Raw genomic sequence first — 22,584 nt, 5'->3', positions numbered from 1 at the left:
AGGCTGCGCGCGCTGCTCGCTCGGCTGGCGCCCCGGGACGGGCGTCTACGATGTCCTGAGCCCCGAACGCAGGAGAACCGTTTGTCCGACAGCACCAGCAGCGACGCCCCCGCACCCGAGGGGAAGCGTCGGCCCGGCCTGCGCCGGTTCCTGACGAAGGCGATCCCGATCGCGTTCTACGTGCTGCTCGCGGTGTTCCTCGTGCTGTACGTGCGCAGCGTCGACTGGGCGCAGCTGTCACGGGTGCAGTGGAACTGGGGGTGGGTCGCCGTCGCGACCGTGATCAGCCTCGGCTTCCGGTACTGGGGCGTCGGCATCTGGTTCTACCTGCTCCGACGACTGGGCGCGACCGGCCTCAAGGGCAGCGGTGTCACCCTGACCTACGTGTACGCGAAGTCCTGGATGGGCCGCTACATCCCCGGTGCAGCGACCTGGATCATCGGGAAGGTCTACTTCGCGTCGAAGCACGGTGTCTCCAAGGCCCGACTCGGCGTCAGCGGGCTGCTCGAAGGGGCCCTGCAGATCGCAGCGACCCTCGCACTCGCCCTCGTCCTGCTGCTCATCGACCCCCGGACGCACGACCTCGACGGGTGGCTCATCGCGCTCATGATCGCCGCCTTCGTCGGCTGCGTCGTGTGCCTCGTCCCGCAGGTCTTCGTGTGGCTCATCGGACTCGCGTTGAAGATCCTCCGTCGGAAGCCGCTCGAGGACGACGTGCGTCCCGGACTCGGGACCGTGCTCGGCGGTGCCGGACTGTACGTCGCGGGTGCCATCCTGTCGGGCAGCGCGTACTACTTCATCACCCTCGCGGTGTACCCGTCGCTCAAGGGCAGTGACGCGGCGTTCGTCATCGGCGCCGCGAGCATGGCGTCGGCGATCAGCATGCTCGCGGTGTTCGCGCCCGGCGGGCTCGGCGTCCGCGAGGGCGTGCAAGCGCTGCTGCTGAGCCTCGTGATGCCGCCGTCGATCGCCCTCGTGGTGGTGGTCGTGACGCGCGTCTGGAGCCTCGCGGTCGACGCGCTCTTCCTGCTCTGCGCGGCGGTGCCGACCTGGTTCGGGCGCGGACGGCCCACGGACGACGCGTCGGTCGTGCACGACGGGGCCCCGGCGGCCTGACGCGGGGCGGGCCGCTCCCTCGTCACGCCGCGGTGGCCCTGCTGCCCGCACGAGCGGGGACGGGTGTCACCTGACGGACGCCGGCCCGCACGACGAGCACCACCGACCACACCATGCCGATCCCGGCGGCCACGACGAGCGCCACGAGCACCGCGACCGGCACCGGCCCGACCTCGGTCCACCGCAGGAGTCCCCGGCCGGTGACCGGGAACACCGCCGCGTTCCAGAACCACGCCGCCGCCACCGCGAACCCGTAGACGCCGAGCCCGGGCAGCAGGACCGCGAGGGCCGTCGCCACGACGGCGCGCGGGCGCCCAGCGGGCACGAGCCGACGCCACGCGACCGCGCTCAGCACGATGAGGCAGACGATCGCGGGGAAGTAGTAGCGCCCCTGCGTCGCCGCGACCTCGGTGGTCGTCAGGTAGGAGTGCGCGCTCGTGCGGTTCTGGATGCCGATGAGCAGCGCCGGGAACACCGCCAGGCACAGCACGGCGCGGAGCTCGGGACCCCGGCGGAAGGCCCAGCCGACGAGCACCACGAGGACGACGATCGTGACGACGGCGGTCAACAGGTCGCCGATGCTCACCTGTGCCCGCGCGCCGAAGCTGCCCCAGAAGGTCCGGGTGAGGGTGCCCCAGCTGACGTCGAGGAAGTGTCCGAGCGTGGGGTGCTCGCCCGGGGGGAAGTCCTTCGGCGGCCGCATCGCCGTGTAGCCGTTCGGTTGGACCCTGCCGTACGCGACGACGTTGTGCACCCACCACCACGCCCCGATCGCCCCGGTCACGCCGAGCACCACGACCGTGCGGAGGACGCGGGCGCCCCAGCCGAGCACCCCCGCGCCGGCGAACAGCACCACCACGCCCACGAACGGCACCGCGGGCAGACCCGTCCCCTTCACCCACACGAGCACCCCCGTCGCCACGGCGAGCCCCACGGCGGTCCGCCAACGGAGGTCACCCGTGAGCAGGCGCGTCGCGAGCAGCACGGTCACGCCCGCGAGCAGCAGCACCGGCGCGTCGTTCGACACCGAGGACCCGATCGAGGCGAGCTCGGGGGAGGCGAACACGGCGAGCCCGCCGACGAGGGCGGCGCGCGGTGACCGGGTGACGCGACGCACGGCCGCCCACGCGAGCAACGGCAGCGCGGTGACCATCGCCACATCGACGAACCGCAGGGCGAGGAAGGCGTGGTCCCACCGCAGGTCGCCGTAGTGGACCGCCCGCAGGACGGCCGCGCCGACCAGGTACGCGGTCGGCGGGTGCTGGGACATCTGGTCGACGGTCGTCGAGGGCCCGGGGAACGTCCGGAGCAGCTCGCTGACCGTCGCCCACTCGTCGGCCGGCTGGGTCGCCTGCTGCTGCTTCGCGACGAGGACCGCCTGCGCGACCATGAGGTCGCCGGGGGCGGCCCACGCGTCGCCGAGCGCGAGGTGCACGGTGGCGTCGATGTGCGCCGTCTCGTCCGGCGCCTGGAACACCGGGACGAGCAGCGCCCAGGCGGCGAGCCACAGCCCGAAGGTGGCCGTCACGACCGCGATCGCGATCCGCTCCCAGCGCGCGACGGCGGGTGGACGGGCGTCGAGGGTCACGTGGCCGATGTTACGGGGCGACCTCGGTGCGGACGGGGTCCGCGACCGGTGCGGCGGTCCGCTCGGGGTGGTACACCCACACCTTGTAGAGCCAGAAGCGGAAGATCGTGCCGAGCCCGAGGCCGACGATGTTCGCCACGTTGTCCGCGAAGGCCGACGTGAACCCCATCGCGTAGTGCGAGACGCCGAGGGTCGCGAGCGCGATCACCATGCCGCCGAGGGACACGACCACGAACTCGATGCCCTCGCGGGTCGCCACGGCACGCCGCTGGTCGCGGAAGGTCCAGTAGCGGTTGCCCATCCAGTTCACGAAGATCGCGACGGTCGTCGAGATGACCTTCGCCCAGAACGGCCCCGAGTGCACGTCGGCCGGGTCGAGCACGGTGAACCGGAGGAGGTTGAACACGGCGGTGTCCACCACGAAGCCGACGGCGCCGACCACCCCGAAGCGGGCGAGCTGGGCGATGAGTCGGCGCACGGGGTCTCCAGGATCCGTAGAGTTGTCACGGGCCACCCAGCGGGTGACCCGAGAGTCGATTCTAGACAGGGCGCTCGGACCGTTCGGTGTGAGCGACGGAAGGAACACACAGCATGGCGTTGCGCGTCGGGGTCGTCGGTGGGGGACAGCTGGCACGGATGATGGTGCCCGCAGCACTGGAACTGGGCATCGACATCCGGGTGCTCGCCGAGGGCCCTGGTATGTCGGCCGGCATCGCCGCGACGGCCGAGGGCGACTACCACGACGTCGACACCGTCCTCGCCTTCGCCCGCGAGGTCGACGTCGTCACCTTCGACCACGAGCACGTCCCGCAGGACGTCCTCCGCGCGCTCGTCGACGCGGGTGTCGCGGTCCGACCCGGGCCGGAGCCCCTCGCCGTCGCACAGGACAAGATCACGATGCGCAGCCGACTGTCCGAGCTCGGGCTGCCGGTCCCCGACTGGGCAGCGGTGCACGACCCCGACGAGCTCCGCGCGTTCCTCGACGACCACGGTGGTCGCGCGGTCGTGAAGACCGCCCGCGGCGGCTACGACGGCAAGGGCGTCCGCGTCGTCGCGGACCCGGCCGACGTCGAGGACTGGTTCATCGCCGTCGCGGAGGCCGGTGACGGTCAGGCCCTCCTGGTGGAGGAGCTCGTGCCCTTCACGCGTGAACTCGCCCAGTCCGTGGCGCGTCGTCCCTCCGGCGAGGTCGTCGCGTGGCCCCTCGTCGAGACCGTGCAGCAGGACGGTGTGTGCGCCGAGGTGTTCGCGCCGGCGTCGGACAGCGCCGGGCGCATCGCGGACCTGACCGAGGAGATCGCGGTGCGCATCGCCGAGGAACTCGGCGTGACGGGCGTCCTCGCGGTCGAGCTGTTCCAGACGTCCGACGAGCGGATCCTCATCAACGAGCTCGCGATGCGGCCGCACAACACCGGGCACTGGACCATCGACGGTGCGACGACGAGCCAGTTCGAGCAGCACCTCCGTGCCGTGCTCGACCTGCCCCTCGGCGCCACGGGCATGCACGCGCCCGCCGCGGTCATGATCAACGTGCTCGGCGGTCCGGCGGACGGCGACCTCGCCGCCCGGTACCCGGGGGCGCTCGCCGCGTTCCCGGAGGCGAAGTACCACTTCTACGGCAAGGCGCCGCGACCCGGGCGGAAGATCGGGCACGTCACCGTCGTCGGCGACGACGTCGACGACGTCGTGTACCGGGCGCGCGCCGCAGCGGCGCACTTCGACGACTGACGCACGTCCGGCGGGACCAGAGGGACGGCCTGGAGGCACGTGGCGGGCCCGCCACGTGCCTCCGGTCCGCGCTGGGGACGTCGGCAGAAGTGCGGACACCCGCTCGGGTGGCACCCGATCTGGCGTGTGTCGTGGAGTGCGCAGCACGTGTTGTCATGGACGCTCCGACCGGCCAGGGGGCCGGTCCGAGCAGTCCAGGGAGCCCGCATGCGCAGCCTCGCCGTCCTCGGCGCCGTCGCAGTCCTCACCACCGTCGTCACCACCGTCGGTGTCGCCCCGACCGCCGAGGCGGCGACGCCCTCCGTGCGGACGGCGGCGGCGACGACCCTCTTCGCCGGTGGGCCCTACCGCTCGGCGACCAGCGAGGCCGCGAAGGCCGCCGACGCCCTCCGCACGACCGACCCGGACGGGGCCGCCGCGGCGAGCACCATCGCGCGGTACCCGGTCGCGATCTGGCTCGGCGACTGGACGCGCGGGACGACCCTGACGACCACCATCGACCGCGCGGTCGCCGCGGCCGAGCAGGCCGGCACGACCCCCGTCTTCGTGACCTACGCGATCCCGGACCGCGACTGCGGCGGGTACTCCGCCGGGGGACTCGACGAGGCCTCGTACGGCGCCTGGATCGACCAGGTCGCCGGCCGACTGCGAGGACACCGTGCCGCGGTCGTGGTCGAACCGGACTCGTTGGCGATGCTCAGCAACGCGGCGTGCGACGCGTCCCTCGACGCCCAGCGCTACCGGATCCTCAAGCGCACCGTCGGGGTGTTCACGGCGGCCGGCGTGCCGTCCTACCTCGACGGCGGCAACTCGAACTGGGTGCCGGTCGCGACGATGGCCGACCGACTGCGGCAGGCCGGCGTGACCACCGCCCGCGGGTTCTCCACGAACGTCGCGAACTACTACCCCACGGCCCAGGAGCAGGCGTACGCCGAGAAGCTCTCCGCGGCGACGGACGGCTCGCACTACGTCATCGACACCTCGCGCAACGGGCAGGGCTGGCGCGGCACGTGGTGCAACGGGCCCGGAGCCGGGCTCGGCACCGCACCCCGGGTGGTCTCCGACGGCACCGCCCTCGACGCCCTGCTGTGGGTGAAGACCCCGGGGGCGAGCGACGGCACCTGCAACGGCGGCCCGGCGGCGGGGAAGTGGTACCCGTCCTTCGCGCGGACGCTCGTGGCGAAGGCGCAGCTCGGGGCGCCCGCGGTCCAGCCTGCTCGGGCGTACCGGTCCGACCCGTACGTGGCGCTCGAGCGCGCCGTGCCGGCCGCCGGGGGCGTCGCCGTGACCGGCTGGGCGTTCGACGGTGACGCGCCCGACACCGCACTCGGCGTCGCCCTGACCCTCGACGGTCGCTCCGTGCGGACCGTCACGGCCGACGCCCGTCGAGCGGACGTCGCGGCGCAGTGGAGCGTCGGTGACGCGCACGGCTTCACCGGGGTGGTACCGACCACGCCCGGGAAGCACACCGTGTGCGCGGTCGCCCGCAACACCGGGAGCGGGAAGGATCAGCGATCGGACCCGTGCCGCACGGTCAGCGTCGCGGCGGTGGCGCCGACCGGCCGGGTCGACGCGCTCTCGTCGCCGAGCCACCGCCGCGTGTCCGTGCGGGGCTGGGCGTTCGACCGGGACGACACGGGCCGCGCGGTCCGGGTCCGGGTCACCGCCGACGGCCGGCAGGTCCGGACGTTCACGGCGGGGGGCCGCCGAGCGGACGTCGACCGGGTGCACGGCGTCGGACCGTCGCACGGCGTGTCCGGCACGGCGATCGTCGCGTCGGGCAAGCGGAAGGTCTGCGTCGTGGCGGTCGGCATCGGGTCCGGCGGGGACCGGTCGCTCGGCTGCCGGACCCTGACCGTGCGCTAGCTGCCGCTGCCGCTGCCGCTGCCGCTGCCGCTGCCGCTGCCGCTCGCCGCGTGCCCGCGCTCGGCGCCGGCCCGTTTCCGGGATCATGGACGCATGCCGCGTGATCTCGTCCGTCGTGCCGCCCGCCGACTCCGCCGCGCACTGACCGCCGGTGGGACCACGCCGGCCGCCCCCACGCCGCTGCCCGTCGTCGGCTACGTCGTCGCGGGTGCGGACGGTGCGCACCCGGCCTCGGCGCACGTGCGGGTGGTCCGGCGTACCGAACACCTCGCGGCATCGGGCACGGCGACGGTCCGGCAGGTCGACGCCGGTGCGTTCGTGGACGGGGCGGCCGACACGGACGTGGACGTCGTGCTCGTCCAGCGGGACATCCTGCCGCGGGCCTCCGTCGCACCGTTCCTCGGCGCCGCTCGCGGTCGGGGCGTCCGGGTCGTCGCCGAGGTCGACGACGACTTCTTCACCGACTCCGGGAGGCAGCGGCTCGCCCGCGCCGAGTACGACCCGGACCGGCTCGCGTCGATCGACGCCCTCGTCCGGGGTGCCGACGTCGTCGTGGTCAGCACGGAGGAGCTCGCCGAGGTCGTCCGTCCCCTCGCCCGGGACACCGTGGTCGTCCGGAACGCGCTCGACCCGTCGCTCTGGACTCCGGGGGAGCCGGCGGCGACCGACGACCTCCCCGCCGACGAGCACCGGGTGCTCTACATGGGCACGCTGACGCACGCGGCCGACCTCGAGCTCCTGCGGGACGTGTTCACCGACCTCGTCGCTTCCGACGGCCTGCCGATCCACCTCGAGGTCATCGGCGTCGCGGAGGGCGACGCGGACTGGTACCGACGGGTCGAGGTGCCCGACGGCCACTACCCGGCGTTCGCCCGATGGTTGGTGGACCACCGGCAGCGCTGGGACGCCGGCGTCGCACCGCTCCGCGACGAGGTGTTCAACCGCGCGAAGAGCGACCTCAAGGCCATCGAGTACGTCGCGCTCGGGTTGCCCGCCGTCGTGTCCGACCGACCTTCGTACGCCGAGGCCGCGGCCCACGGCGTGGTGGCCGTCCCCGACGACCCGGCCGCCTGGCGCGCGGCCGTGGTGGCCGCCGTCGACCGCGGTGCAGCCGACCCCGGGGCTGCCGCGTGGGTCGCGCGAAAGCGGATGATCGGCGCCGACGGCGACGCCTGGCGACGGGCCCTGCTCGGCTAGGCTCGACCCGTGACCGACACCGCAGCCACCGCCCAGCCGCTCGTCTCGATCATCATGGGGTCGGACTCCGACTGGCCGACCATGCGGGCCGCCGCCGACATGCTCACCGAGCTCGGCATCGCGTTCGAGGCCGACGTCGTCTCGGCCCACCGCACCCCGGACAAGATGACCCGGTTCGCCCGGGGTGCCGCCGCACGGGGCATCCGCGTGGTGATTGCGGGTGCCGGTGGCGCTGCGCACCTCCCCGGCATGGTGGCGTCGATGACGACGCTCCCCGTGATCGGTGTCCCGGTGCAGCTCGCGCGCCTCGACGGGCTCGACTCGCTGCTGTCGATCGTGCAGATGCCGGCGGGCATCCCGGTCGCGACGATGGCGATCAACGGGGCGGCGAACGCCGGACTCCTCGCGGCACGCATCATCGGCAGCGCCGACCCGGCGGTCGCCGCGCGGCTCGCCGAGTACGCGGACGGGCTGGAGCAGCTCGTCGAGGAGAAGGCCGCGCGGCTCCGCGAATCCCTCTGAGCGGACCCGCAGCGCCTCCGTCGCACGGTGCGCCACGCGCGCCCGAGGCACGCGACGCGCGCCCGGGCCACGCGACGGGGTCAGTCCCGCTCGTAGACCTTGATCACGAACGCGCCGTCCTTCCACTCGTCCGCCGTGTGCCACGTCGCGCCGATCTGGTCCTGGAGCACACGCGGCTGGTCGGCCGTCGGCTCACCGACGAACCAGATCCGGTCGACGTCGGACAGGTCGGGCAGCGGGGCGGTGACCGGACGACGCTGCGCCCAGAGCTCGCCGATCGACACCGCACTACGCTCGACGGTCAGGTCGCGCATCCCCGCGAACGCCTGCGGGTAGGACGCCTCGACGAACTCGGTCGTCCGGTTCACGTGCGATGGCAACGGACCGTAGTAGATGGCGTCCCGCGTACCGGCGGGCTCGGCCGCGCGCTCGCGCTGGATGAGCGCGGTCGCGGTGTCCCAGGTCGATCCGTCCTTCGCCATCGGCTGCCGCTGCGACGACCACTGCGGCGCCGAGAGCACCGCGAGGAGCGCCAGCCACAGGACCGCCGTCCGGCGCCACGGCAGGAACGTGAGGCCCAGGGCGATCGCGATCGCGACGAGCGGCGTCTCGAAGGTGAAGTAGCGGGCGTTGTAGAGCGGCCGGACGAGCACCGACGCGACGTAGATCGCGGCCGGGGGCAGCAGGATGATCGGCAGCGTGAGCTCGACCGCGGGCACCCGGTGTCGGAGTCGGGGGAGCGCCACCGCCGTGACCGCGCCGACGGCGATCGCGAGCCAGCCGACGAACGCCATCGACTTCGACCCCATGAAGAACTGCAGGACGAAGACCGGCTTGAGGATGCCGGTGCCCCAGCCCATCTTGCCCATGAAGTACAGCTGCTTGGCGGCCTCGCCCGACGTCAGGTGCACGAACGGCAGCAGCAGGACGCCGACGAGCGCGGTCGGGACGAGCCACCACAGCGCTGCTCGCAGGTGCGGACGCCGACCCCCGGGGCCACCCCGCCGGACCACCCAGACCAGCAGCGTGAGTGCGTGCGCGGCGAGGATGAGCACCTCGTAGATGAACAGCAGGCCGCAGAGCAGCGCCACCGCGCCGTAGAGGACCCACCAGGCCCAGGCCCGGGGCCGTCGCTCGACGGTCCGCTGCACCGCGATGACGAAGACCAGGGTGAGGGTGACCGCGACGACCGCCGTGAAGGCGTACGACCGGCCCTCGATCCCCGCGGAGGTCACCCGCGGCAGGAGCAGGAAGACGATCCCGGCCACGATGCCGGCCCACCGGCCGGCGAGACGCGCGCCGAGCACGACGGTCAGGGCGGCGGCGACGCCGGTCGCGACCGCGCTCGGCAGGCGGAGCGAGAAGACCGAGTACGGGACGACCTCGAACCAGACGTGGAGCGCGGCGTAGTACAGCCCGTGCACGGCGTCCACGTTGTGGACCATGTGCCACAGCTCGGGGAGCGACCGACGCGCGGCGCTCATGGTGGCGGCCTCGTCCGCCCACGCCGCCGGGATCCAGGACCCGATGACGGCGACCACGAAGGCCGCGAAGCCGACCAGGACCGCCGCGGGCCAGACGCGGGGAGACCGGGCGTCGAGCTCGGACCCAGGGCCGCGTGGTCGTTCCGCTGCCGCGTCGACGACGGTCGGCGCAGGTGAAGGCATGGCGGTCCCGTTCAGTTCGGTGCAGGGTGACCGGACAACGGTAGCAGTGGCACCGGTCCGGTCGGCCGTGACGCGGTGGTCAGAGGTCGGCGTGCAGCTGCCAGGTCTCCGAGGCGGCGTCGTTCCAGTCGAACATCCGCGCGCGGTCCGGTCCGGCGACCGCCAGCTGCGACGCGAGCAGCGGATCGTTCACCACCTGGTAGACGGCCTGCGCGAGCCGCTCCGCGTAGGAGTCGCGCGGGTCGCGGGCGACGGTCACGCCGGCGTCGGACGCGACCTCGCTCACGGCGGCGTCGTCGGAGTGGATCACGGGCGTGCCGAAGCTCATCGCCTCGATCACCGGCAGGCCGAAGCCCTCGGCCAGGCTGGGGAACACGAACACCGTCGCGCGGTCGTACGCCACGGCGAGGTCCGCGTCGTCGACCCGACCGAGGACCTTCACCCGGTCGCGGGCGAGTCCGGCGCGTTCCGCGGTGCCGTACACGTCGACGTCGCCCCACCCGTCGGGCCCGGCGATCACCAGCGGGACGTCCTGCGGGGCGTCCGGGTGTGCCATCGCGTCGATGAGGTGGGTGAGACCCTTGCGCGGCTCGAGCGTCCCCACGGCGAGGACGTAGCGCTCGGGGAGACCGAGCCGCTCGGCACGGAGATCGGCGTCGACCGGGGTCCTGAGCCGCCCGCTCGGGGCACCGCCGATGACCCGCAGCCGGTCGTCGAAGCGGTGGATCTCGTTGAGGGCCGACGCGACGGCGTGGGTCGGCACGACCACGGCGTCGGCGTACTTGTACGCGCGCTTGATCATCGCGCGGTGGAAGTGCACACCGCGGGGAGTCAGGGTCTCCGGGTGGGTCCACGGCACGGTGTCGTGCACCGTCACGACGGTCTGGCGGCCCGGGAACTGCACGCGGTCGTGCTTGACCAGCGGCGCGAGCACGCTCGGGGCGTGCACCATCTCTTTCGCGAGACTGCCGACCATCCCGCCCTGCCACGCGAGTGAGAGCTCGCGTCGGGGGAGCGCCAGGCGCTGCAGCTCCGAGAGTCCGGGCAGCAGCGTCTCGAGTCGACGGAGCTCGTCGTTCCCGACGGCGGAGACCACCGCGGCGACGTCACAGCCCTCCGGCGCGTTCGCGACGAGGTGGCGCGTGAGCTCCTCGGTGTAGCGGCCGATCCCACCGGGCACGGGGGCGACGACCTGGTCGACGACGACGTGGAGAGTGGTCATGCTGGCGTGCTCCTCGTCGTGGTCGTGGTGCCGTGACCCGGCTGGCTGACCCTACCAGGGGGGACGGGGAGGACCCCGTGACGGACCGGCACGGGCGCCCGTCCGACGCGACCCGGTGACGGCCTGGAGGCTCCGCACGGGTCCGGTGCCGTGCCTCCAGGCCGTCTCCTGGTCGCGTCAGGTGCCGCGGTTCAGGCCTGCAGGGCGCCCGCCTGCACGGCGGCGTGCAGCGCCTCACGCCAGTCGCGCATGGGCGCGAGCCCGGCGCGCGACCAGGCGTCGTGGCCGAGCACGCTGTAGGCGGGCCGCGGCGCCGGCCGGACGAAGGCGGCACTGTCGGTGGGGAGCACCCGCTCGGGGTCGAGACCCACCTCCGTGTAGATGGCCCGGGTGAAGTCGTACCAGGAGCCCTGGCCGGCGTTCGTGCCGTGGTAGACGCCCGCCGGGGCGTCGCCGTCGACGAGCTCGACGATCCGCGCGGCGAGGTCGCCGGTCCAGGTGGGCTGCCCGACCTGGTCCGTGACGACGCTCACGGTGTCGTGCGACGCGGCGAGACGGAGCATCGTGGCCGCGAAGTTCGGCCCGTGCGCGCCGTAGATCCACGCCGTCCGGACCACGTACGAGGTGTCCGGGGCGATGTCGCGGACGAACGCCTCGCCAGCGGCCTTCGACCGGCCGTACGCGTTGATCGGGTCGGTCGGCGCGTCCTCCGCGTAGGGCGCCGTGCCGTTGCCGTCGAACACGTAGTCCGTCGACACGGTGAGGAGCTTCGCCCCGTGCCGGACCGTGGCCTCGGCGAGGAGCTTCGGCCCCGTGGCGTTGACGGCGTACGCGTCGTCCTCGTGGGTCTCGGCGTCGTCGACCTTCGTGTAGGCCGCGGAGTTGATGACGACGTCGTGCCCGGCGACGGCCGCGTCGACCGCGTCGGCGTCGGTGATGTCGAGGTCCGCGCGGCCGAGGGCCGTGACGTCACGTCCGGCGAGGGCGTGCTGGAGGTCCTGGCCGAGCATGCCGGCCGCCCCCGTGATGAGGTATCGCGTCATGGTGTCGTGGGTCCCGTCGGGGTCGGTCACGCCGCTCAGCTGAGCGCCGCACGCTCCTTGAGGGGCTCCCACCAGGCGCGGTTGTCGCGGTACCACTGCACGACGTCGGCGAGGCCCTGCTCGAACGGCACCTGCGGCTCGTAGCCGAGCTCCTCGCGGATCTTCGTGATGTCCACCGAGTAGCGGAGGTCGTGCCCGAGCCGGTCCGCGACGCGGTCGACGCTCGACCAGTCGTGGCCGGTGGCGTCGAGGAGCAGCTGCGTGAGTTCCTTGTTCGTCAGTTCCGTCCCGCCGCCGATGTTGTAGACCTCGCCGGCGCGGCCCTTGACGAGCACGAGCGCGATGCCGCGGCAGTGGTCGTCGACGTGCAGCCAGTCCCGGACGTTGTTGCCCTCGCCGTAGAGCGGGACGTGCTTGCCGTCGATGAGGTTCGTCACGAACAGCGGGATGACCTTCTCGGGGAAGTGGTACGGCCCGTAGTTGTTCGAGCAGCGCGTGATCGACAGGTTCATGCCGTGCGTGCGGTGGTAGCTGCGGGCGAGCAGGTCGCTGCCGGCCTTCGACGCCGAGTAGGGCGAGTTCGGCTCGAGCGGGCGGTCCTCGGCCCAGGAGCCCTCGGTGATGGAGCCGTAGACCTCGTCCGTGGAGACGTGCACGAACCGCTCGGTGCCGTGCCGGAGCGCGGCGTCGAGGAGGCGCTGCGTGCCGACGACGTTGGTCTCGACGAAGATGCCCGAGTCGCGGACGGACCGGTCGACGTGCGACTCGGCGGCGAAGTGGACGATCGCGTCGACCGTCGGGACGACCTCGTCGAGCTTCGCGGCGTCGCGGATGTCACCGTGCACGAACGTGTACCGCGGGGAGTCGGCGACGGGTGCCAGGTTGGCTTCGTTGCCCGAGTACGTCAGTGCGTCGTACACCACGACCTCGGCGCCCTCGAGGCCCGGGTAGGCGTCCTCGAGCGTTCGGCGGACGAAGTTCGAGCCGATGAAGCCGGCCCCTCCGGTGACGAGGATCTTCACTGGGGTCTCTTTCCTGTTGGTCGGTCCGCGGTCGGTGCCGTCGGTGCGGTCGGTGTGCCCGCCGCGCTCGGTGCAGTGTGCGCGCTCGGTGCGGTGTCCGCGCTCGGTGCGGACGGCGTTCGCGGCGAGAAGTCTACCGGCCCGGTGTCGCGCACGGCCGACAGGCGCCACACCACGACGACCGAGGTGACGGCGGCCACGGCGAAGAGGAGGCCGGACAGCGCGACCGGCATGGTGCCGCCGAGCGAGTCGCCACCCATCCGCTGGAGCCCGCCCACCGTGACGCGGAACTGCTCGTGCTCCCACGCGCCGCGGTAGAGCACGCCGAACCCGTAGGTGCCGATCACGAGCCCGCTGACCGCGGCGGCCCGTGCGAGGCGGCGTCGGAGGTCCGGACGCACGACCAGCGCACGCCAGGCGACGGTCTGGGCCGTGACGAGCGCGACGACCGCCACGAAGAGGAACCGCCCCTGGAGGCCGTTGCCCTGGTGTGTCCCGAGGTAGTTCCGCCAGCTGTACGCGAGGGTCGCGACCAGGACGAGCGCGGGCCAGAGGAGCAGCGTCGTGGTGAGGCCACGACCGGTCCCACGGCGGGCGTACGACCACGCGATCGCGGTGAGCGCGATGATCGTCATCGAGTCGACGAGCGCGGGCGGCAGCACCCACTGGTTCGCCCCGAGGAGCCCGAAGAACGAGTTCGTCAGACCGTCCCACTGCCGTCCGGCGAAGGCCCCTGGCTCGGGGTCGCCCGTGGGGTACGGCACCACGGTCGTGGAGGCACGGAGCGCATCGGGGACGAGCGTGCCGCTCCGCACCAGCGTGCGGACCCACCACCAGCCGGTGGCCGCCAGCGGGACGACGAGGACGACGACCGCGTGCAGGGCTCGCGTCGCGGCCGGGCGACCGCGTGCGAGCAGCACGACGGCGACGGCGAACGGGACCGCCACGAGTCCGAGGGCGGTGAGTGCGCACATCGCCGTCACGCTGACCGCGAGTCCCGCGGTCGTCCACCAGGAACGGTCGCCCGTAGCCACCCGGACCGCGAGCCAGACCATGACGGCACCGGCCAGGACCATCGGCGCCCAGACCGTGACGCCGGACGTGACCTGGGCGAGTTGCGGCACCGCGAAGAGCAGCAGGGGAGCGACCAGCGCCGTCCGCGGGGAGCGGGTGGCCCGTCGGACGGTCGCCCACACGAGGACGGGCACGGCAGCCACGACCATGACGTCGACGAGCCGCAGCGCGAGGACGGCGGTACCCCAGCTGTGCGAGCCCCAGCCGATCGCCTTGAGCACGAGCGCCTGGACGAGGTAGTAGGTCGGCGGGTGCTGGGACATCTGGTCGATCGCGGCGGAGTCGCCCGGGTACCGAGCCAGCAGGGCCGACACGGTCGTGCGGTCGGCAGCGGGCACCGGGTTCTCGACGACCTGCCGGATCGCCGCGAGGTAGTGCATGTCGCCCGGAGCCGGCCAACCGAGGCCGAGTGCGAGCCGGAAGGCCGCGTCGACGTGGGCGGGCTCGTCCGGCGCGCCGAAGACGGGCGTCACGAACGCGAACAGCAGGAGGAACCCGACCCACGCGGCGGTCACCACGCCGACACCGATCCACTGCAGCCGGGCGCTCATGCCGTGCCCCCTGCCCGCTCCGGCGCGGTGACGCGCAGGAAACGCACGAGCACGACGGCACTCGCGGCGAGCAGCAGCAGGGCCACCGCGGCGATCGTGACCGTCCACCCGCCCGGCACGGACCCGGAGCGGTCCAACTCGGCGACGTTCGCCTCGGTGATCCACCAGGCGGCGTTGCGGCCGAAGGCCCGGATCACGTAGACGACCCCGTAGGCACCGATCGCACACGCCGCAACGGCCATGCCGACCGCGAGCCGGGTCCGACCGCGGAGCGTGATCGTCGCTCGCGGCCAGGCGAGGGCGCTCAGTGCGATCAGGGCGAGCAGGGTGGGGTAGTAGTACCGCCCCTGTGTGCCCGCGACGATCGTGTTCCGGACGTAGCCGCCCCAGCCGCTCTGCATGTGCAGGGCGATGAGGATGACCGGGTACGCGGCGAGCACGATCGCCGGGCGCAGGGAGGGCCCGCGATGGAACGCCCAGATCGCGATGCCGGCGAGCGAGACGACGGTGAGCGCGTCGATGAGGAACTGCGCGATCTGGTACTGCGCGAGGCTGCCCACACTGCCCCAGAAGGTCCGCGTGACGCCGTTCCAGTAGTCCCGGAGGAAGACCTCCGGCGACGGACCGGTGCCGGACGGGAACGGCTTGTCCGGACGGATGGAACCCGCCATGCCGTCTGGCTGGATCTGGCGGTAGAGCACGAGGTTCTGCACCCACCACCAGGAGCCCACCAGGGCTGCGAGGGCGAGCGTGCCGAACGCCCGCACGACGTTCCGGAGCACGACACCGCGGTGGAGCCCGGCCGTGACGACCGCGATCCCCACGAACGGGACCGCCGGCAGCGCCGTCCCCTTGACGAGGAGCGCGGCGCCGAGCGCGACCGCGATCGCGACGAGGAGGCGGACGCGGTGGTCGCCCGTGAGCAGCCGGGTGACGAGGTACACGAGGATCCCCGACAGCGGGAGCATGAGCGCGTCGTTCGTCACCGAGGCGCCGATCGCGGCGAGCTCGGGGATCGCGAGGATCGCTGCGCCGCCGATCACCGCCGCCCGTGGGGACCGGGTGAGCCGGCGGACCGTGGCCCACGCGAGGAACGGCATCGGGAGCGTGAGCAGCGCGTCGAAGAGCCGGAGCGCGAGCACCGCGTGGTCCCAGCGCAGGTCCTCGAAGTGCACGAGGTGCAGGACGCCGGCGGCGATGACGTAGTACGTCGGCGGGTGCTGCGTCATCTGGTCGATGCTGCCCGTGCTGTCGCCGGGGTGGTCGCGGAGGAGTTCGCCCCAGGTCGGGTGCTCCGCGGAGGACTCGCGCTGGTTGCCGAGCTGCGTGGCCACGGTCGCGGCGAGGTAGTGCAGGGTGCCGGGCGGTGCCCACGCGTCACCGATCGCGACGTGCACCGCCGCGTCCATGTGCGTCGGTTCGTCCGGGGCCTTGTACGTGGTGGTCCCGATCGCCCAGACCGCCAGCACGGCGGCGAACGCGACCATGATCGCGGTGACCACGATCCGTTCGGCACGCCCCACCCGCGGTGTCCGAACGCCCCCGTCAGTCACCGTAGCGCTGCAGTTTCTGCAGGTCGAGCTGTTCCTCGGCCAGCGTCCGGTTGAGCCGGGTGAGGTCCGCCACGACGCCGATCACCACCGCGAGCACGGCCGTGATGAGCAGGACCACACCGAGGATGATCGACTGGAGGTGGTTTCCGGGGGTGTGCATCCAGAGGAGCACGAGGTAGCGGACGAGCGGCCAGAGCCCCAGTGCCCCGAGGATCGCGGCGACCCACGCGAACAACGCCATGGGTCGGTACATGAGGTAGACCCGGGCGATCGCCGAACCGGACTGGAACATGTGCTGGAAGATGTTGCTGAACAGCCGGGACTCGCGCGTCTTCGGGTTCGTCGTGATCGGCACCGAGGCGATAGCGAGGCGCTTGTACCCGGCCTGCACGATGGTCTCCATGCAGTAGCTGAAGCGCGTCACGATGTTGAGTCGGATCAGGGAGTACTTCGAGTACGCGCGGAACCCGCTCGCGGCGTCGGGGAGGTCGAGGCCGGCCGCCCGCGAGGCCACCCAGGACCCGAAGCGCTGCATGAGCTTCTTGAACCCGGAGAAGTGCTCGATCGTGCGCGTCTGGCGGTCGCCGATGACGATCTCCGCCTCCTTCCGGAGGATCGGCTGCACGAGCTCGGCGATCTGGGCCTGCGGGTACTGGTTGTCGCCGTCGGTGTTGACCACGATGTCGGCGCCGTGCAGGAGCGCGTAGTCGACGCCGTCGCGGAACGACCGGGCGAGGCCCATGTTCGTGGTGTGGTGCACGAAGTGCTTGACGCCGTGCTCCTTCGCGACCTCGACGGTGCGGTCCGTGCTGCCGTCGTCGATGACGAGGATCTCGATCTCGTCGATGCCCTCGATCTCCCGCGGGATGGAGTCGATGACGCTGGCGAGGGTGTTCTCCTCGTTGAGGCAGGGGATCTGGACGAACAACTTCACGGGGATGCAGGTCTCGTTTCGATGGCTGACGGGAGCGCGAGGCCTCAACAGCCTAATGCGAACGGGCGTGCAGGTCGCGAAACGTGGTGTACCAGCCGGCTTGCTAGGCTGCCGTGGTGCAGATCCGCGAACTCAAGATCCCCGGCGCGTGGGAGTTCACGCCCGTGCAGCACGGCGACGCACGAGGAGCGTTCCTCGAGGCCTACCGCGCCGACGTCCTCGAGGAGACGGTGGGCCACCCGCTCGACCTCCGCCAGGTGAACATGTCGATCTCCTCGGCCGGTGTCGCCCGGGGCATCCACTACGCCCTCGTCGCCCCGAGCCAGGCGAAGTACGTCACCGCCGTCCGCGGCGCGTTCATCGACTACATCGTCGACATCCGCGTCGGCTCGCCGACGTTCGGACAGTGGGACTCGGTGCGGATCGACGACGTCGACCGCAAGGCCGTCTACCTCTCCGAGGGCCTCGGCCACGCGATCGTCGCGCTCGAGGACCGCTCGACGGTGAACTACCTGGTGAGCGCGCACTACGACCCGCAGCGTGAGAAGGGGATCACGATCCTCGACCCGACGGTCGGGCTCGAGCTGCCCGAGGGCCTCGGCGAGCCCGTGCTGTCCGAGAAGGACACGACTGCGCCGACGCTCGAGCAGGCCGCCGAGCAGGGGCTGCTGCCGACCTACGAGGAAGCGGTGGCGTACACCGAGTCCCTCCGGACGAAGAAGTAAGGGACTCGACGTGAAGGGCATCATCCTCGCCGGCGGCTCCGGCACCCGGCTCTGGCCGATCACCAAGGGCATCAGCAAGCAGCTCATGCCGATCTACGACAAGCCGATGGTCTACTACCCGCTGTCGACGCTCATGATGGCCGGCATCCGCGAGGTGCTGGTGATCACGACGCCGGAGTACAACGAGCAGTTCAAGGCCCTCCTCGGAGACGGCTCCGCGCTCGGCATGGACATCCAGTACGCGGTGCAGCCGAGCCCGGACGGCCTCGCCCAGGCGTTCGTCATCGGCGAGGACTTCATCGGCGACGACAGCGTCGCGCTCGTCCTCGGCGACAACATCTTCCACGGCACGGGCCTCGGCACGAACCTCCGGAAGAACACCGAGGTGCAGGGCGCCACGATCTTCGCGTACCACGTGGCCGACCCGACCGCGTACGGCGTGGTGGAGTTCGACGACGACTTCACGGCCGTCTCCATCGAGGAGAAGCCGACCGAGCCGAAGTCGAACTACGCGGTGCCCGGTCTCTACTTCTACGACAACGAGGTCATCGAGATCGCCAAGACGATCGAGCCGAGCGCGCGTGGCGAGCTCGAGATCTCGACCGTGAACGAGCGCTACCTCGACGCGGGGAAGCTCGGCGTGCAGGTCCTCGACCGCGGCACCGCATGGCTCGACACCGGCACGTTCGAGTCGATGATGCAGGCCTCAGAGTACGTCAAGGTGATCGAGGACCGGCAGGGCTTCAAGATCGGCTGCATCGAGGAGATCGCCTGGCGCAACGGTTGGATCGACGACGCGCAGCTCGCCGAGCTCGCCGCGCCGCTCGTCAAGGGCGGGTACGGCGTGTACCTGCAGCGCCTCCTCGACGCCTGACCCGGACCGTGGGCCTCTTCCGGCGGAAGCGTCGCGCTGACGGCGCGGTCGTCGACGTCGGCCAGGAGGCCCGTGGGGCGTCCGCGACGTCGACCGACGTCGTGCGCGTGACCGGCTGGGACGGCGACCTCCCGTCCCTGGACACGCCGGTGACGGTCTTCGTCACGACGCGCTCCGACCGGCACGCCGAGGTGCCCCGGCTGGTCGCGGCGGCCCGTGACGCCTTCGGTGCCGACGTCGACGTGCGTGCGGTGTCCTACGTGGCCGACGCGTCGCCCCGGGACGGCTTCGACCCGGCGCAGCCGTGGGGACGCCGTGGTCACGTGGACGGGCTCGGGTCGGCGATCAACGCCGGACTCGCCGCGGGCGTGGGCAGGACGGTCGTGCTCGTCGACACCTCCGTCGAGGTCGGGCCCGAGGCGTTGCGAGCGCTCGCACACGACGTCGACCGACCGACCCAGGCCGCCGTCCGGACCGCTGACGGTGTCCATCGGGCCGGAGCACGGCTCGTCCGACCTGGCGCGCTGCCGTGGTCGGACGACCGTGCCGCACCGCCGGACGACGTCGTCCTCGGGGTGGACCAACCGGTCGTCTCGATGCCGCAGGGCGCCGTGGTCCCCGCACCGTGCCTCCCGGACGAACGGACCACGCTGACGGCGTGGACCGCCGACGCGGCCGCAGCCGCGCGAACGACCGTGCGCACCCGTGCCGTCGGACCGGTCGTCCGGACGGTCGAGCCTGGTCGCACCGTCGACGCCGCCGTGGTGGACGTCGTCGCGTCGTGGCGTGACCGCCCGGCGGACGGCGCAGGGTCCGGGGTGGTCGCGGGGCTGCCGCTCCCGCCGTGGGGTGCCCGGCCCGTGTCGCCGGTCGTCCGGTCACGGGTGCGGGCCGACCGGCTGTCGTGGTCCGTCAAGATCGCCGCCCCGGCCGGCCCCGAGGGCGACGGCTGGGGCGACGTGCACTTCGCCACCGAGCTCGCGGCCGCGCTCGAGCGGCTCGGGCAGGACGTCCGGGTCGACCGGCGTGACGCCCACGTGCGGGACGACGACGGCGACGACGACGTGACGCTCGTCGTGCGCGGCCTCGACCGCGTGCCACCGAACCCCGCGTCCGTGAACCTGCTCTGGGTCATCAGCCACCCCGACGACGTCACGGACACCGAGCTGCGGACGTTCGACCGGGCGTTCGCGGCCGGACCGACGTGGGCAGCCGAGGCCTCCGCGCGCAGCGGCGTGCCGGTCGAGCCGCTCCTGCAGGCGACCGACCCGTCGGTCTTCCACCCGGGGACCCGCTCCGCGACCGGCGCCGATGCCGGCCGCGTGGTGTTCGTCGGGTCGACGCGGGGGACCGAGCGCCCGATCGTCACCGGTGCCGTGTCGGTCGGGGCCGACCTCCGGGTGCACGGACCGGGCTGGGCAGCCGTCCTGCCGCCGTCCCTCCTGGGCGAGCCGGCGTTGTCGCGCGCGGAGGTCGCCGCTGCCTACGCCTCGGCGCGGGTGGTCCTCAACGACCACTGGCCGGACATGGCGGCCGGTGGGTTCGTGTCGAACCGGGTGTTCGACGTCCTCGCGGCGGGCGGCGTCGTCGTGACCGATCCGGTCGCGGGGCTCGAGGACGTGCTTGACGTGCCGACCCTGGCCGTCGCCCGCTCGCGGGACGGACTCGCGGCCCTGCTCGACCCGGCTCACCCGTGGCCGTCCGCGGACGAGTGCGCCGAGGTCGCCGCGCGCATCGCCGCCGACCACTCGTTCGACGCCCGCGCCGGCGTGCTGCTCGACGCCGCCCGTGCCGAGCGTGCACGGCTGCTCCGCTGACGCGCTCGCGCGCGGTCCGCGGAGCGGGCGACCGGGCGCGCTACTTGCGCGTGACCCAGCGCGCCCGGGCGGACAGACCCGCGCGGAGTGCGATACGGAGCGGCCACAACCACCAGGCGCGGTACTTGCGGGACAGGTAGCGGTAGGCGCTGCGGTGGTGCTCGATCTCCATGCGGCGCCGGTTCGACGACGTCGAGTGCGCCCCGGTGTGCGTGACGACGGCCGACGGCACGTACACGTTCGTGCGACCGGCGCGTCCGACACGCTGCCCGAGGTCGACGTCCTCGAAGTACATGAAGTACGACTCGTCGAACCCGCCGAGCTGCCGGAACAGCGACGTGCGGATGAGGAAGCACGCGCCCGACAGCCATCCGGCCTCGCGCTCGACGACCTGGGTCGTGGACCAGTACCGCTGGCTCCACGGGTTCGCCGGCCAGAACCGCGAGAACGCCGCGTGTCCGAGGCCGGTCCGGAGCGACGGCAGCTGCCGCGCCGACGGGTAGGTCTCGCCCTGGTCGTCGAGGATCCGCGGGCCGAAGGCGCCACCGTCGGGGAGCCGGTCGGCTGCCCGGACGAGTTCGTCGATCGACCCGGGGCCGAGCACGACGTCGGGGTTCGTGACGAGCAGGAAGTCCGGGCGGACGTCGGGCAGGACGTCGTCGAGGGCGGTCAGCGCCGCGTCGATGCCGCCGCCGTACCCCCGGTTCCCGCCCGAGGACACCACCGTGGCGCCGTACGACTCGCCGATCGCCCGGAGCGCGTCGAGGTCGGCGGACCCGTTGTCGGCGATCACCACCGCGACCGGGGTCGACGAGGCGTCGGCGACGCTCGCGAGGAACGGTCGGATGGTCTCGCCCGTGTTGTACGTGACGGTGAGGACGGCCACGCGTGGCGACGCGGTCACCGGGTGCCTCCCGTGTGCGCGCCGGCGGCCGGGGCGTGCACGTCGGCGTACGCCCGGACGTGGACGGCCGCGGTGGCGTCCCACGTGAAGTCGTCGGCCCGACGGAGCGCGGCCGCGCGGTGCCTCGCGATGCGGTCCGGGTCGTCGAGGAGCGCCGTGATCGTCGTCGCGATCGCCTCGGCGTCGGGCTCGGTGTACACCGCCGCGTCACCGCCGACCTCGGGCAGCGACAGACGCGGGGTGGTGACCACGCAGGCACCGGACGCCATCGCCTCGACGACGGGCAGCCCGAAGCCCTCGCCGAGGGACGGGTAGACGACGAGCTCTGCGCCGCCGAGGAAGCCGGCGAGGTCCTCGAGGGGGAGGTAGCCGGCCTCGACCACGTGGTCGTCGTCCTGCAGGGCGTCGAGGCGTGCGGTCGCGGCCTCGTCCCAGCCCCGCGCTCCGGACAGCACGAGCCACGGGGTGTCGGATCCGGTCACCGCGCGGGCCTGCCGGACCGCTGCGTACGCGTCGAGCAGGGCCGGCACGTTCTTGCGCGGTTCGATCGTGCCGAGGAACGCGATCCACGGCGCGCCCTCGGGGAGCGTCGCGGCGATCCGGGCGTCCTCGACCTCGGCCGTCGAGGGCTCGTGGAAGACGGCCCGGTCGACGCCGAGCGGCGCCACCTGGACGTCGGCGTGGATGCCCGTCACGACCCGTGCAGCCTCGGACGCGGTCGCCGCGCTCGGCACGACGACGACCGGTCGGCTGCGGAGCGACCGACGGCTCCACCAGGTGAAGAACGTGCGCTTCGTCCGCGAGTGCCACTCCGGGTTCGAGAAGAAGGTGGCGTCGTGCAGGGTCACGACCGAGCCCCCGCGCCAGGCGAACGGGAACGTGTAGTGCGGCGAGTGGAGCACGTCGGCGTGCAGTCGACGTGCGAGCAACGGCAGCCCGGTCTGCTCCCAGACGAAGCGCAGCGGCACCGAACGGGTCCACCGCGGGGCGGCGTGCACGGTGACGGACGGCGCGAGGGCGGCGAAGTGCTCGACGTGCTCCGGTCGGACGACCAGGTGCACGTCGAGGTCGGGCGCGGCGAGGTGCGAGACGAGGCCCTCGACGTAGCGACCGACGCCGCCCAGCGCTGCCGGTACGGCCGTCCCGTCGATCAGGACGGTGGTGTGCGGCACGCGAGGATC

General features: G+C 72.7%; 19 protein-coding genes. 8 read left to right on the top strand and 11 right to left on the bottom strand.

The features are described 5' to 3' along the window. The first annotated feature begins 81 nt into the window (after positions 1-81). On the top strand, positions 82-1,116 hold the full coding sequence (locus ACRQ4C_RS11470; RefSeq protein ID WP_290131332.1) for a lysylphosphatidylglycerol synthase domain-containing protein: 1,035 nt from the start codon (positions 82-84) through the stop codon (positions 1,114-1,116). Between the two features lie 22 nt (positions 1,117-1,138). On the opposite strand, the gene ACRQ4C_RS11465 is transcribed toward ACRQ4C_RS11470, so the two are convergent. Beyond that, positions 1,139-2,704: an ArnT family glycosyltransferase gene (locus tag ACRQ4C_RS11465; RefSeq protein WP_439688732.1), complete on the bottom strand. Its 1,566-nt coding sequence runs from the start codon at positions 2,702-2,704 to the stop codon at positions 1,139-1,141. A 10-nt stretch (positions 2,705-2,714) separates the two neighbouring features. Further along, the gene (locus ACRQ4C_RS11460; protein ID WP_290131334.1) at positions 2,715-3,182 is read right to left on the bottom strand and encodes a GtrA family protein; all 468 of its coding nucleotides are present in this window, start codon (positions 3,180-3,182) and stop codon (positions 2,715-2,717) included. A 113-nt stretch (positions 3,183-3,295) separates the two neighbouring features. On the opposite strand from ACRQ4C_RS11460, the gene ACRQ4C_RS11455 reads away from it, so the two are divergent. The 4 genes from ACRQ4C_RS11455 to purE all read left to right on the top strand — a co-directional run bounded on the left by ACRQ4C_RS11455 (position 3,296) and on the right by purE (position 8,017). Continuing rightward, positions 3,296-4,432, top strand: coding sequence for a 5-(carboxyamino)imidazole ribonucleotide synthase (locus ACRQ4C_RS11455; protein WP_439688731.1), 1,137 nt, complete (start codon positions 3,296-3,298; stop codon positions 4,430-4,432). Positions 4,433-4,639: 207 nt separating this feature from the next. Beyond that, positions 4,640-6,298, top strand: a complete 1,659-nt coding sequence (locus ACRQ4C_RS11450) for a glycoside hydrolase family 6 protein (RefSeq protein WP_439688730.1) — start codon at positions 4,640-4,642, stop codon at positions 6,296-6,298. A gap of 93 nt (positions 6,299-6,391) precedes the next feature. After that, a complete protein-coding gene (locus ACRQ4C_RS11445) occupies positions 6,392-7,495 on the top strand; it encodes a glycosyltransferase (RefSeq protein ID WP_439688729.1) in 1,104 nt (367 codons plus the stop codon). Between the two features lie 9 nt (positions 7,496-7,504). After that, entirely contained in the window at positions 7,505-8,017 is a 513-nt protein-coding gene (purE, locus tag ACRQ4C_RS11440) for a 5-(carboxyamino)imidazole ribonucleotide mutase (RefSeq protein WP_439688728.1), read from the top strand. Between the two features lie 80 nt (positions 8,018-8,097). Here the strand turns inward: purE and ACRQ4C_RS11435 are convergent, their stop codons facing one another. The 7 genes from ACRQ4C_RS11435 to ACRQ4C_RS11405 all read right to left on the bottom strand — a co-directional run bounded on the left by ACRQ4C_RS11435 (position 8,098) and on the right by ACRQ4C_RS11405 (position 17,083). After that, the gene (locus ACRQ4C_RS11435; protein WP_439688727.1) at positions 8,098-9,684 is read right to left on the bottom strand and encodes a glycosyltransferase family 39 protein; all 1,587 of its coding nucleotides are present in this window, start codon (positions 9,682-9,684) and stop codon (positions 8,098-8,100) included. Between the two features lie 79 nt (positions 9,685-9,763). Then, complete coding sequence (locus tag ACRQ4C_RS11430) at positions 9,764-10,906, bottom strand: glycosyltransferase family 4 protein (RefSeq protein WP_439688726.1); 1,143 nt, start codon at positions 10,904-10,906, stop codon at positions 9,764-9,766. Positions 10,907-11,097: 191 nt separating this feature from the next. Continuing rightward, positions 11,098-11,949 carry a dTDP-4-dehydrorhamnose reductase gene (gene rfbD, locus ACRQ4C_RS11425; protein ID WP_290134217.1) on the bottom strand — a complete coding sequence of 284 codons (852 nt, stop codon included), beginning with the start codon at positions 11,947-11,949 and terminating at the stop codon, positions 11,098-11,100. Positions 11,950-11,984: 35 nt separating this feature from the next. Further along, positions 11,985-12,971 (bottom strand): dTDP-glucose 4,6-dehydratase, encoded by a 987-nt coding sequence (rfbB, locus tag ACRQ4C_RS11420; RefSeq protein ID WP_439688725.1) that lies wholly within the window; start codon positions 12,969-12,971, stop codon positions 11,985-11,987. Further along, positions 12,968-14,596 carry a glycosyltransferase family 39 protein gene (locus ACRQ4C_RS11415; RefSeq protein WP_439688724.1) on the bottom strand — a complete coding sequence of 543 codons (1,629 nt, stop codon included), beginning with the start codon at positions 14,594-14,596 and terminating at the stop codon, positions 12,968-12,970. The genes rfbB and ACRQ4C_RS11415 overlap by 4 nt, the downstream gene beginning before the upstream one ends. Further along, a complete protein-coding gene (locus ACRQ4C_RS11410; protein ID WP_439688723.1) occupies positions 14,593-16,098 on the bottom strand; it encodes a glycosyltransferase family 39 protein in 1,506 nt (501 codons plus the stop codon). Before ACRQ4C_RS11410 ends, ACRQ4C_RS11415 begins: the two co-directional genes overlap by 4 nt. 43 nt (positions 16,099-16,141) lie before the next feature. Continuing rightward, on the bottom strand, positions 16,142-17,083 hold the full coding sequence (locus tag ACRQ4C_RS11405) for a glycosyltransferase family 2 protein (protein ID WP_439688722.1): 942 nt from the start codon (positions 17,081-17,083) through the stop codon (positions 16,142-16,144). Positions 17,084-17,199: 116 nt separating this feature from the next. Here ACRQ4C_RS11405 and ACRQ4C_RS11400 point away from each other — a divergent pair, with 116 nt between their 5' ends. Genes ACRQ4C_RS11400 through ACRQ4C_RS11390 form a run of 3 tightly spaced genes read left to right on the top strand, consistent with a single transcriptional unit; the run spans position 17,200 to position 20,499 of the window. Further along, positions 17,200-17,808, top strand: coding sequence for a dTDP-4-dehydrorhamnose 3,5-epimerase family protein (locus ACRQ4C_RS11400; RefSeq protein ID WP_111238994.1), 609 nt, complete (start codon positions 17,200-17,202; stop codon positions 17,806-17,808). Positions 17,809-17,818: 10 nt separating this feature from the next. Beyond that, on the top strand, positions 17,819-18,682 hold the full coding sequence (gene rfbA / locus ACRQ4C_RS11395; protein WP_290131345.1) for a glucose-1-phosphate thymidylyltransferase RfbA: 864 nt from the start codon (positions 17,819-17,821) through the stop codon (positions 18,680-18,682). 8 nt (positions 18,683-18,690) lie between these two features. Beyond that, positions 18,691-20,499: a glycosyltransferase family protein gene (locus tag ACRQ4C_RS11390; RefSeq protein ID WP_439688721.1), complete on the top strand. Its 1,809-nt coding sequence runs from the start codon at positions 18,691-18,693 to the stop codon at positions 20,497-20,499. A 40-nt stretch (positions 20,500-20,539) separates the two neighbouring features. Here ACRQ4C_RS11390 and ACRQ4C_RS11385 read toward each other — a convergent pair whose 3' ends face one another. Both ACRQ4C_RS11385 and ACRQ4C_RS11380 read right to left on the bottom strand, forming a co-directional pair. Continuing rightward, complete coding sequence (locus ACRQ4C_RS11385) at positions 20,540-21,403, bottom strand: glycosyltransferase family 2 protein (protein WP_290131347.1); 864 nt, start codon at positions 21,401-21,403, stop codon at positions 20,540-20,542. After that, positions 21,400-22,575: a glycosyltransferase family 4 protein gene (locus ACRQ4C_RS11380; protein ID WP_439688720.1), complete on the bottom strand. Its 1,176-nt coding sequence runs from the start codon at positions 22,573-22,575 to the stop codon at positions 21,400-21,402. Before ACRQ4C_RS11380 ends, ACRQ4C_RS11385 begins: the two co-directional genes overlap by 4 nt. Positions 22,576-22,584 lie beyond the last annotated feature (9 nt).

Source organism: Curtobacterium sp. SP.BCp (assembly GCF_051903255.1).
Taxonomy (GTDB): Bacteria; Actinomycetota; Actinomycetes; order Actinomycetales; family Microbacteriaceae; genus Curtobacterium.
The sequence above is the reverse complement of the archived record's forward strand: the minus strand, read 5'-3'. Positions and strand labels throughout refer to the sequence as shown.

Bases quoted from the DNA above. Each gene is read 5' to 3' on its own strand.
- ACRQ4C_RS11415 (WP_439688724.1), bottom strand. From the start codon at position 14,596: ATGAGCGCCCGGCTGCAGTGGATCGGTGTCGGCGTGGTGACCGCCGCG.
- ACRQ4C_RS11450 (WP_439688730.1), top strand. From the start codon at position 4,640: ATGCGCAGCCTCGCCGTCCTCGGCGCCGTCGCAGTCCTCACCACCGTC.
- ACRQ4C_RS11455 (WP_439688731.1), top strand. From the start codon at position 3,296: ATGGCGTTGCGCGTCGGGGTCGTCGGTGGGGGACAGCTGGCACGGATG.
- rfbD (WP_290134217.1), bottom strand. From the start codon at position 11,949: ATGACGCGATACCTCATCACGGGGGCGGCCGGCATGCTCGGCCAGGAC.
- ACRQ4C_RS11430 (WP_439688726.1), bottom strand. From the start codon at position 10,906: ATGACCACTCTCCACGTCGTCGTCGACCAGGTCGTCGCCCCCGTGCCC.
- ACRQ4C_RS11445 (WP_439688729.1), top strand. From the start codon at position 6,392: ATGCCGCGTGATCTCGTCCGTCGTGCCGCCCGCCGACTCCGCCGCGCA.
- ACRQ4C_RS11435 (WP_439688727.1), bottom strand. From the start codon at position 9,684: ATGCCTTCACCTGCGCCGACCGTCGTCGACGCGGCAGCGGAACGACCA.